Origin of the sequence: Cytobacillus sp., assembly GCF_964223445.1 — a bacterium.
Taxonomy (GTDB): domain Bacteria; phylum Bacillota; class Bacilli; order Bacillales; family Cytobacillaceae; genus Cytobacillus.
In genome coordinates, this window is record NZ_CAXQGS010000110.1 from 1 (window position 1) to 9,572 (window position 9,572).

11 protein-coding genes and 5 tRNA genes are annotated in these 9,572 nt (G+C 42.3%); 3 read left to right on the plus strand and 13 right to left on the minus strand.

Annotation, left to right across the window (positions count from 1 at the left end; translation table 11 throughout):
• Both groEL and groES read right to left on the minus strand, forming a co-directional pair.
• Positions 1-851 (minus strand): chaperonin GroEL (gene groEL / locus ACEQ1T_RS19290; RefSeq protein WP_370224311.1); only part of this gene is annotated, 851 nt, incomplete at its 3' end.
• A 60-nt stretch (positions 852-911) separates the two neighbouring features.
• Positions 912-1,196, minus strand: a complete 285-nt coding sequence (groES, locus tag ACEQ1T_RS19295; protein WP_206845932.1) for a co-chaperone GroES — start codon at positions 1,194-1,196, stop codon at positions 912-914.
• Between the two features lie 317 nt (positions 1,197-1,513).
• Between groES and ACEQ1T_RS19300 the strand changes: the two genes are divergently transcribed.
• Positions 1,514-2,239: a lysostaphin resistance A-like protein gene (locus ACEQ1T_RS19300; protein WP_370224312.1), complete on the plus strand. Its 726-nt coding sequence runs from the start codon at positions 1,514-1,516 to the stop codon at positions 2,237-2,239.
• 46 nt (positions 2,240-2,285) lie between these two features.
• Positions 2,286-2,489 carry a YdiK family protein gene (locus tag ACEQ1T_RS19305; RefSeq protein WP_206845928.1) on the plus strand — a complete coding sequence of 68 codons (204 nt, stop codon included), beginning with the start codon at positions 2,286-2,288 and terminating at the stop codon, positions 2,487-2,489.
• A 21-nt stretch (positions 2,490-2,510) separates the two neighbouring features.
• On the opposite strand, the gene ACEQ1T_RS19310 is transcribed toward ACEQ1T_RS19305, so the two are convergent.
• Positions 2,511-3,155 carry a redox-sensing transcriptional repressor Rex gene (locus tag ACEQ1T_RS19310; protein WP_206845925.1) on the minus strand — a complete coding sequence of 215 codons (645 nt, stop codon included), beginning with the start codon at positions 3,153-3,155 and terminating at the stop codon, positions 2,511-2,513.
• A 27-nt stretch (positions 3,156-3,182) separates the two neighbouring features.
• On the minus strand, positions 3,183-3,665 hold the full coding sequence (moaC, locus tag ACEQ1T_RS19315; RefSeq protein WP_370224314.1) for a cyclic pyranopterin monophosphate synthase MoaC: 483 nt from the start codon (positions 3,663-3,665) through the stop codon (positions 3,183-3,185).
• 190 nt (positions 3,666-3,855) lie between these two features.
• On the opposite strand from moaC, the gene ACEQ1T_RS19320 reads away from it, so the two are divergent.
• The gene (locus ACEQ1T_RS19320; protein WP_370224315.1) at positions 3,856-5,778 is read left to right on the plus strand and encodes an ATP-binding cassette domain-containing protein; all 1,923 of its coding nucleotides are present in this window, start codon (positions 3,856-3,858) and stop codon (positions 5,776-5,778) included.
• 228 nt (positions 5,779-6,006) lie between these two features.
• On the opposite strand, the gene tsaD is transcribed toward ACEQ1T_RS19320, so the two are convergent.
• The 9 genes from tsaD to ACEQ1T_RS19365 form a co-directional block, all read right to left on the minus strand.
• Complete coding sequence (gene tsaD / locus ACEQ1T_RS19325) at positions 6,007-7,035, minus strand: tRNA (adenosine(37)-N6)-threonylcarbamoyltransferase complex transferase subunit TsaD (RefSeq protein ID WP_370224316.1); 1,029 nt, start codon at positions 7,033-7,035, stop codon at positions 6,007-6,009.
• Positions 7,035-7,484, minus strand: a complete 450-nt coding sequence (rimI, locus tag ACEQ1T_RS19330; protein WP_370224317.1) for a ribosomal protein S18-alanine N-acetyltransferase — start codon at positions 7,482-7,484, stop codon at positions 7,035-7,037. Before rimI ends, tsaD begins: the two co-directional genes overlap by 1 nt.
• Positions 7,485-7,502: 18 nt before the next feature.
• Positions 7,503-8,207, minus strand: a complete 705-nt coding sequence (tsaB, locus tag ACEQ1T_RS19335) for a tRNA (adenosine(37)-N6)-threonylcarbamoyltransferase complex dimerization subunit type 1 TsaB (RefSeq protein WP_370224318.1) — start codon at positions 8,205-8,207, stop codon at positions 7,503-7,505.
• Positions 8,204-8,659 carry a tRNA (adenosine(37)-N6)-threonylcarbamoyltransferase complex ATPase subunit type 1 TsaE gene (tsaE, locus tag ACEQ1T_RS19340; RefSeq protein ID WP_370224319.1) on the minus strand — a complete coding sequence of 152 codons (456 nt, stop codon included), beginning with the start codon at positions 8,657-8,659 and terminating at the stop codon, positions 8,204-8,206. The genes tsaB and tsaE overlap by 4 nt, the downstream gene beginning before the upstream one ends.
• Positions 8,660-8,867: 208 nt before the next feature.
• Positions 8,868-8,944: transfer RNA gene (locus tag ACEQ1T_RS19345), tRNA-Asp, on the minus strand.
• Positions 8,945-8,947: 3 nt separating this feature from the next.
• A tRNA-Met gene (locus tag ACEQ1T_RS19350) sits at positions 8,948-9,021 on the minus strand.
• 182 nt (positions 9,022-9,203) lie between these two features.
• Positions 9,204-9,296, minus strand: a tRNA-Ser gene (locus ACEQ1T_RS19355).
• Between the two features lie 13 nt (positions 9,297-9,309).
• Positions 9,310-9,386 (minus strand) — tRNA-Ile (locus tag ACEQ1T_RS19360).
• Between the two features lie 17 nt (positions 9,387-9,403).
• A tRNA-Met gene (locus tag ACEQ1T_RS19365) sits at positions 9,404-9,480 on the minus strand.
• Between the last annotated feature and the right edge of the window lie 92 nt (positions 9,481-9,572).

A 9,572-nucleotide genomic window follows, 5' to 3' on the forward strand; every position in this document is an offset into this window, starting at 1 on the left:
TTACGGCGGTCACCGAAGCCAGGAGCTTTTACTGCTACCGCGTTGAAAGTTCCGCGAAGCTTATTCACTACCAGTGTAGCAAGTGCTTCACCTTCAACATCCTCAGCTACAAGCAATAAAGGCTTGCCTTGCTGTACAACCTGCTCAAGTACAGGAAGGATTTCCTGGATGCTTGTAATCTTCTTATCAGTGATTAAGATATAAGGGTTTTCAAGAACCGCTTCCATCTTATCAGAATCTGTAACCATGTATGGAGAAGCGTATCCGCGGTCGAATTGCATACCTTCTACTACATCAAGCTCAGTTGTGAATCCTTTAGATTCTTCAATTGTAATAACGCCATCGTTGCCAACGCGCTCCATTGCTTCAGCAATCAGCTGGCCAACTTCATTGTCAGCGGCAGAGATTGCAGCAACCTGTGCGATGGATTCTTTATTTTCAATTGGCTTTGAAATAGCTTTTAACTCTTCAACAGCTGTAGAAACAGCTTTTTCGATTCCTTTGCGGATGCCCATAGGGTTGGCGCCTGCAGTTACATTCTTAAGTCCTTCACGGATCATTGCCTGAGCAAGAACAGTTGCAGTTGTTGTACCGTCACCGGCAACATCGTTTGTTTTGCTTGCTACTTCAGCAACAAGCTTTGCACCCATGTTTTCAAAAGCATCTTCAAGTTCGATTTCTTTTGCGATTGTCACACCATCATTAGTGATTAATGGAGAACCGAATTTCTTCTCAAGAACCACGTTGCGTCCTTTAGGTCCAAGAGTTACTTTTACCGCATTTGCAAGGGAATCCACACCGCGAAGCATCGCGCGGCGAGCTTCTTCACTAAATTTAATCTCTTTAGCCATTGATAAAAACCTCCTCAAAAATTTTAGCTTTATCTTTTAATAATCTTCGCTTGATGGCGATTAGCCAATTACAGCAAGAATGTCATTTTCGCGTAAAATTAAATATTCTTTGCCTTCGTACTTCACTTCAGTACCAGCATATTTTGAGAAGATGATACGGTCGCCGTCAGCAACTTCAAGGTCAACACGCTCGCCATTTTCAAGAACGCGGCCAGTTCCCACAGCTACAACTTTACCTTCTTGAGGCTTCTCTTTAGCAGTGTCCGGCAGTACGATGCCGCTTGCAGTTTTTTCTTCAGTTTCAACAAGCTCGATAATGATTCGATCACCTAGTGGCTTTAACAAGTGAAACAACCTCCTCAAATAATATGTAAATATTTTTATTTATTAGCACTCTCTCTGTATGAGTGCTAACACAATTATTATATTAATGAATCTTATATCTATTTGCAAGGGTGAAGCTTAAATTTTTTAGAAAAAATTTCATCCGCCGATACACGCTATTTTTCGACACAGACAACCACTTAAGTATACTTCGAAGCTCTTCACTTTAAACATGGTATTTTGCTGCTTTGATGCTGATATTTGAAACCCGCTCCTTTTTAAGAGTACAATGGCTTTAGGACTTGTTTTCCAACATTCAGATTAAGGAGTATAACATTTTGAAGAAGGAATATTGGTTTATATTAATAGCTTATATTGCTATGCAGCTGTCCAGTTTGTTTGGCGTTCCGCTTGTGTTATTTATTGCAGATGCCCTTGGACAGAATCCCGAAGACATGCAGATCCTGGCTGTAGCCTACTGGCTTGTCATCAGTTTTACAGTCACACTGATCATTACGCTTCTATTATTAAGAAAAGAGATGAAAAGAGGCCTGGATAGGGATGCATCTCCCGCAGCAAGCTCAGTGGGCTGGGCAATAGGCGGCATATTTTTGGCCCTGATCGCTCAAGCCACCGCTGCAAGCATTGAAAATATGATTGGCATTGAAATGGGATCTGAAAATACGCAGCAGATAATCCGGATCATTGAGGCATCGCCAATCGTTATATTAATCAGTTCGGTCATCGGGCCAATCCTTGAGGAAATCGTCTTTAGAAAAATTATTTTCGGTTCTCTCCATAAGCGCTTCAACTTCTTCCTTTCGGCCCTGATCAGCTCAGTCATTTTTGCACTTGCCCATTTTGAGCCTGAACATGTACTGCTGTACTCGGCAATGGGGTTCACCTTTGCCTTTTTATACGTCAAGACGAAGCGGATTATTGTGCCGATTTTTGCCCATGTGGCGATGAACACCTTTGTTGCAGTTATCCAGCTGAATCAGGATAATATGCAAAAATGGTTAGAAGAAATGGAAAAAATGCAGAGCTTTATCAGCTTTTTCTAGCTTAGTGGAATGCTGTGCAGAGTTTTAAATTTACTGGGGGATTTTGATGAGAAGCACACCTTTGTTTTCAGGCTTTATTTACATCCTTCTCGGATGCCTTTTCACCTTTATAGCAATACAGAATATCCAGCGTGAAGAAACCTGGGGTTTCTTTACTTATTTTCTGATCATAATTGCTACATTCGATTTTGGCACCGGTCTGCGGATGGTTGGCCTGCATTTTAAATTGAAAAATAAAATGAAAAAATGAGCCCGCAAAAGGCTCATTTTTTTACACTTCTTCAGGATAATTTTTCAGAAAATAAACCAGTGACTGCAATTCCACTGCCAGATCGATATGATGGATACGAATCGAGGCTGGCACAGTGAGCCTCGCAGGTGTAAAATTTAGGATTCCTTTTATTTTCGCATTCACCATCCGATCGGTAATAGACTGGGCAGGCGGTGCCGGCACTGTTAAAATCGCCACTTGAATATTATTATTTACAATAACTTCTTCAAGGTCATCCATATGATGGACCGGCACATCGCCGATTTTCGTGCCAACCTTACTCTCATCAACATCAAAAGCTACTTCTATTTTAGTATTATTATTTTTAAGAAAATTATAGTTAAGAAAGGCTGTTCCTAAATTGCCTACCCCGACCAAAGCTACTTTAGTCAGCTCATCCTGGTCAAGAGTCTTCCGAAAGAAGCTCAGCAGGTAATTCACATTATACCCATATCCTTTTTTCCCTAACGCACCAAAATACGAAAAGTCGCGGCGGATTGTAGCAGAATCCACTTTTACCGCCTCACTCAATTCTGCTGAAGAGACTCTTTGTTTGCCTGATGAGTGAAGATTTTTTAGAAAGCGGTAATATAAAGGCAGCCGTTTAGCTGTTGCCTGCGGTATCTTAATTGGTTCATTGGCCATTCGTCCATCCCCATTTCTTATGATGAATTAACTTCTTTTAAAGTCTCCATTTTTTCCGCCTGTTTTCTCTATTAAAAAGGTTGGCCCAATCACCATTCCTTTATCTACAGCCTTGCACATATCATATACGGTCAGAGCACAGACCGAAGCAGCTGTTAACGCTTCCATTTCCACACCCGTATTTCCCTTCGTTTTTACAGAAGCAGTAATGATAAGAACATACTCTTCCGATTCCGCTTTCCATGAAAATGAAATGTCCACACCCTTTAGCGGCAGCGGATGGCACATCGGAATAATGTCCCATGTTTTCTTGCTCGCCATAATGCCTGCAGTTTGTGCAACAGCGAGTACATCCCCTTTTTTCATGGAGTTGGATGTTATCTTCTCGTATATCTCCTGATTAACAGCAATACTTGATTGAGCGATGGCTGTCCGTGACGTCTCAGGCTTATCGCTGACATCCACCATTTTTGCCCTTCCCTCTTGATTAAAATGAGTAAAATCCGCCATTCAAAACACCTCTCTTCAAAATCATACACTATTTTTCTGTTACTTTGTATGTGCATTGTATGGTTCCTCACATATTTATTTGCCTTTTGTCTTGATTGAATGCCCTGCAGAAGGGCTTATAGTCCTGTCTCCTTTATTGCCGAACATATATGAATGAGTTACACTTACTCTATACCCGAGGTGAAAGAACATGATACTATTACAAGTCAATCAGCTGGCGAAAAATTTTGGCGCTGATCCCATTTTAACCAATATAAAGCTTGAAGTACAAACCAGGGACAGGATTGCGCTAGTAGGGCGCAATGGTGCAGGAAAGTCCACCCTTTTGAAAATTATTGCCGGACAAATGACATATGACTCCGGTGAGATTATAAAGCCAAAGGAAGTTACAATTGGCTATCTTGCACAAAATACCGGCCTGGAATCAGATTTATCCATTTGGGATGAAATGCTGACTGTTTTTAGTCATCTGCAGAAGCAGGAAAAACAGCTTCGCAGCCTTGAAGAACAAATGGCAGACCCTGATATCCTAAATAACTCTGATGCCTATGAACGCATCTTAAAAGAATACGACAAGCTTCAGGTTGATTTCAAAGAAAATGGCGGCTATCAATATGAGGCAGATATCCGTTCCATTCTCCACGGACTCAACTTCAGCTCAATGGGCTATGACACTAAAATTTCATCATTGAGCGGCGGACAGCGTACCAGATTGGCCCTTGGTAAACTTTTGCTGACAAAGCCTGATATCTTAATACTGGACGAGCCTACCAACCACCTGGATATTGAAACATTATCATGGCTCGAACAATACCTGCAAGGATACAATGGCGCCATTCTAATCGTTTCCCATGACCGCTATTTCCTTGATAAGGTCGTTTCCCAGGTTTACGAGATTTCCCGCCGCCAAATAAGAAAGTATCCTGGCAACTACAGTTCATATCTGGATCAAAAAGCCGCGAATTTTGAAAGAGAAATGAAGGAATTCGAGAAACAGCAGGAAGAGATCGCTAAGCTGCAGGATTTTATCCAGCGAAACCTTGCCCGGGCCTCCACAACCAAAAGGGCGCAAAGCCGCAGAAAGCAGCTGGCAAGAATGGACGTGATGGACAGGCCGCTTGGAGACGAGAAATCGGCTTCTTTTGGCTTTGACATTGAACGGCAATCTGGCAATGAGGTTTTAAATATTCATTCTCTTGCTATAGGCTATGAAAGGAAAGTGAGCGGAAATATTTCACTGCGACTGGCAAAAGGAGACAGCATAGCACTTGTTGGGCCTAATGGTATTGGCAAATCCACTCTGCTTAAAACCATCATCAAAAAAATCCCTTCTTTTTCTGGGGAGATTCAGTACGGTTCCAATGTGATAATTGGCTACTATGACCAGGAACAGGCAGAACTCACCAGCAACAAAAGAGTCCTGAACGAATTATGGGATGAATACCCTCTTAAACCGGAAAAGGAAATTCGGACAATACTTGGGAACTTTCTTTTCTCTGGTGATGATGTTCTTAAAACTGTTTCAACACTGAGCGGCGGTGAAAAGGCTCGTCTTGCACTTGCGAAGCTTATGATGCAGAAAGCCAATTTCTTAATCCTCGACGAGCCAACAAACCATTTGGACCTGGATAGCAAAGAAATTCTTGAAAATGCATTGATTGATTATCCCGGAACGATTCTCTTTGTATCTCATGACCGATATTTTATCAACAGAATCACAACAAAAGTAGTTGAACTTTCCAGTAGTGGTGCAACAGAGTATCTTGGCGATTATGATTATTATGTGGAAAAAAAGCAGGAACAGGAGGAATTGCTTGCACTTAATGAGCAAGTTGAATCCTCTCCATCACAACCTGTTAAGCAGGACAAAAATAATTATCAGCAGGATAAAGAAGCCAAGAAGCTCGAACGACAGCGAAAAAGAAGAATGGAAGAAATTGAAGAGCAAATAGAAGCATTGGAGAAAGCAATTGATATGAATGATCAGCTACTCTGTGATCCGAATGTTTATCAAGACCATGAAAAAGTGATGGGCATTACAAATGAAACTGATCAAGCAAAAGCAAAGCTGGAAGAGTTGATGGAAGAATGGGCACTTTTAGCTGATGATTAATAAAGGAAAATTCATAACTTTTAGACTGGTAGAATAGTCACTGCCAGTCTTTTTTATTATCCACAGAGATAAGCACAAGAAAAACGCAGTTATATATACTCTCCACAGACTTTTCCACATTATCCACAAAACGAACTGATTTTATCCACATAATCAACATAAAATTCTGAAATAAATGATTTTATCCACAGAAAAAGTCCCCTCTTCGGTCGGGGACTTTTTACTAATTTATTTATCATTGTGGATAGTGATGTCTAAACCGGGATTGGCATTTAAATCAAGACCGGCGAATTGTCCTTTTTCGAACAGCACACTTCCTGCTGCACCAATCATCGCTGCATTATCTGTGCATAAAGATAATGGAGGAATAATAAGCTTTATATCCGCTTTGCCCCCAAACTTCTTTTCCAAAGAGGACCGAAGTCCTTTATTCGCCGCAACTCCGCCTGCGAGCAGCAGCTGCTTCACCCGATATTCTTCAACGGCTCTTTCTGTTTTCGTTACTAAGACATCAATAACACTTTCCTGGAAGCTTGCGGCTAGATCTTCCGGCACAATGGCCTCACCACGCTGCTCAGCATTGTGAACAGTGTTGATAACGGCAGATTTTAAGCCGCTGAAGCTAAAGTCGTATGAACCTTCTTCCAGCCATGCTCTCGGCAGCTGAATCGTTGGGTTCCCTTCATGAGCGAGTCTGTCAATGTGAGGACCGCCTGGATATGGCAGATTTAATGTCCGGGCAACTTTATCATATGCCTCTCCTGCAGCATCATCCCTTGTCTCTCCAATCACTTCGAAATGGCCATGCTCCTTCATATAGACCAGTTCTGTATGTCCGCCAGAGACTACCAGGGATAGTAATGGAAATTCCATTTCTTCAACCAATCGATTGGCATAAATATGTCCAGCAATATGATGCACGCCTACAAGAGGAATACCATGAGCAAAAGCAACCGCTTTAGCGGCATTAACCCCGATCAGCAGCGCGCCTACAAGGCCAGGTCCTTCAGTCACAGCAATTGCTGAAAGATCAGAATATGTGATGCCAGCCTTATATAATGCTTCTTCCAGCACTATCGTTATCTGTTCAACATGATGGCGGGAAGCTATTTCCGGAACTACTCCTCCAAAACGTTTATGGCTCTCTATTTGGGATGCAACTATATTGGCTGAGATTTCACGGCCATTCTTAATGATGGCAACAGCAGTTTCATCACAGCTTGTCTCAATTCCCATGATCCATTGATCTTTTTTCATTATAAATTCACCCACATTACTAAAGCATCTTCTTGATTATCAGTATAGTAGTTCTTCCTAATGGCTCCATTTTGAAAACCCAGCTTTCGGTACAAGGACTGAGCTGTGAAGTTAGATACCCTTACTTCCAGAGTCATCGTGATGGCCCCCATTTCAGACGCAATCTCTATTAACTTTCGCATCAGAGCTTCTCCAAGCTTTCTCCCGCGATATTCAGGGAGCAGCGCAACATTTGTGATATGAGCTTCGTCCACGACGATCCATGCTCCACAGTAGCCTATTACTTTATTTTCTTCTTCTAAAACAACATACAAAGCAAACTGATTTTGTGTTAATTCGTTAAAAAAGGCTTCCCTGCTCCAGGGTGTGCCAAAGGACTTATGCTCTATTTCCAAAACATCATCAATATCCTCTTCATTCATAAAACGGAAAGTTAAGGATTTATTCATACGTTCGCTTCCTCATCACTATAGCTTTTTTTCTTGGTTTGCTTTTATCCAATTAGCTTCAGCTTCCGCAATCCTAATATAATTAGGAACAAAAGTGTGAACTTCCTCAGGCTCTCGGTCTCTGCCTAATAAGGCAAGTTCGGCTGGCCTTGGATTATGTTCTGCAGGCGAAGCGTACACAGCCCGGTCTTTAAGGGATTCTGCGAATACCTCTTTATGTAAAGGCAAATCATTCCCCATTAAAAGGACCTTCTCTTTCTGTTCAGAAAGCATTGATGCCCAATCTTTTGCAAGAAGGAGCTGGTCTTTCATAAGAGACTCTAATTCCCCTTCCTTATATTGATACAGGCCAGTATATATTTGCCCTCTTCGTGCATCAAACAGAGGAGATATGACGCCATTAAAGTATCTGCCGGCCGAAGCCGCATAAATTTCCAGGCTGGATACCCCAACCAGCGGCTTATTTAAAGTCCAGGCCAGTGTTTTTGCAATGGTAACCCCAATACGGACGCCTGTATAGGAGCCAGGTCCTTTCGCAACAACAATTTTATCTATCTCAGCTGGCGTAACACCACAATCTTTCATTAATATATCAATAGCCGGCATAACACGGACAGAGTGATTCTTTTTTACATTGGTAATATACTCGCCTATAACCTGATCACCATCCAGAAGAGCTACTCCCAAAGGGTAATTGGATGTATCAATGGCTAAAACCTTCATAACATAATCTCCTTACACAATTCCTCATATCTTTTTCCCAGGGGTTCCAGGACAAGCTTTCTTGAGTCATTATCATCAAGATATAAATAAATCGTCAATAACTCTTCGGGAAGCTGTTCTTTAACTAGATGAGCCCATTCTACAACTGTGACCCCATTGCCTTCAAAATATTCATCAAACCCCAAATCCTCAAAAGAATCTTCAACTCTGTATACATCCATATGATACAGGGGCAATCTTCCTTGGTATTCTTTAATTATCGTAAAAGTGGGGCTATTTACATTACGGGTAATATTAAGTCCTTTTGCCAGCCCCTTGGTGAATGTCGTTTTTCCTGCGCCCAAATCTCCTTCCAGAGCAAGGACATCCCCCGGCTGGAGCAGGCTGCCCAGCCTTTCTGAAAACGCCATCGTATCCTCTGGCTTCTTTGAGATAAACTCAAACTGACTCATATGTTTCATCACCTTTTATGGTCTAATCTATAAAGAAAAAAAACCTTAGGATAAATCCTAAGGAGAATAATCTATATGTAGTTTACCTTATTTTGCAGCAATGGGCAAAGTAAGCTATTTTCATTATTAATGAAATATAAGCTTAGGATAAAAAAGAATAAAAAAAAGACGAAACCAGGTTTCGTTTGACGTTTTTAATATTAGAAAATGGCGGTCCGGACGGGACTCGAACCCGCGACCTCCTGCGTGACAGGCAGGCATTCTAACCAACTGAACTACCGGACCAGATTGCGGGGGCAGGATTTGAACCTGCGACCTTCGGGTTATGAGCCCGACGAGCTACCGGACTGCTCCACCCCGCGATAGTATTATTTATGTGATTTTTTCTATGCCCACATCAAGCATTACATCGCAGCTTATTCAATGAAGTAACCGCCCCGATTTTAGAAAGATTATTCAAGCAGCAGTTCAATCGGTGCGCTGAAGAAATTCCTTCGAAGGTTATTCGGACGTGCTCCACCCCGCGATAGTATTATTAAAAATATGGAGGAGGAAAGGGGATTCGAACCCCTGCGCGGTTTGACCCGCCTGTCGGTTTTCAAGACCGATCCCTTCAGCCGGACTTGGGTATTCCTCCGTATAAATGAAAGTGGTGGACCTTGTAGGACTCGAACCTACGACCGGACGGTTATGAGCCGTCTGCTCTAACCAGCTGAGCTAAAGGTCCAGCATTGTTTAATTAAATGGTAGCGGCGGAGGGGATCGAACCCCCGACCTCACGGGTATGAACCGTACGCTCTAGCCAGCTGAGCTACACCGCCGAAATAATTAGATATTTATGGTGGAGCCTAGCGGGATCGAACCGCTGACCTCCTGCGTGCAAAGCAGGCGCTCTCCCAGCTGAGCTAAGGCC

Excerpts from the sequence above, each read along its gene's own strand:
- ACEQ1T_RS19305 (WP_206845928.1), top strand. The coding sequence starts at position 2,286 with ATGAGAAGCACACCTTTGTTTTCAGGCTTTATTTACATCCTTCTCGGA.
- ACEQ1T_RS19310 (WP_206845925.1), bottom strand. The coding sequence starts at position 3,155 with ATGGCCAATGAACCAATTAAGATACCGCAGGCAACAGCTAAACGGCTG.
- moaC (WP_370224314.1), bottom strand. The coding sequence starts at position 3,665 with ATGGCGGATTTTACTCATTTTAATCAAGAGGGAAGGGCAAAAATGGTG.
- ACEQ1T_RS19320 (WP_370224315.1), top strand. The coding sequence starts at position 3,856 with ATGATACTATTACAAGTCAATCAGCTGGCGAAAAATTTTGGCGCTGAT.
- tsaD (WP_370224316.1), bottom strand. The coding sequence starts at position 7,035 with ATGAAAAAAGATCAATGGATCATGGGAATTGAGACAAGCTGTGATGAA.
- rimI (WP_370224317.1), bottom strand. The coding sequence starts at position 7,484 with ATGAATAAATCCTTAACTTTCCGTTTTATGAATGAAGAGGATATTGAT.
- tsaB (WP_370224318.1), bottom strand. The coding sequence starts at position 8,207 with ATGAAGGTTTTAGCCATTGATACATCCAATTACCCTTTGGGAGTAGCT.
- tsaE (WP_370224319.1), bottom strand. The coding sequence starts at position 8,659 with ATGAGTCAGTTTGAGTTTATCTCAAAGAAGCCAGAGGATACGATGGCG.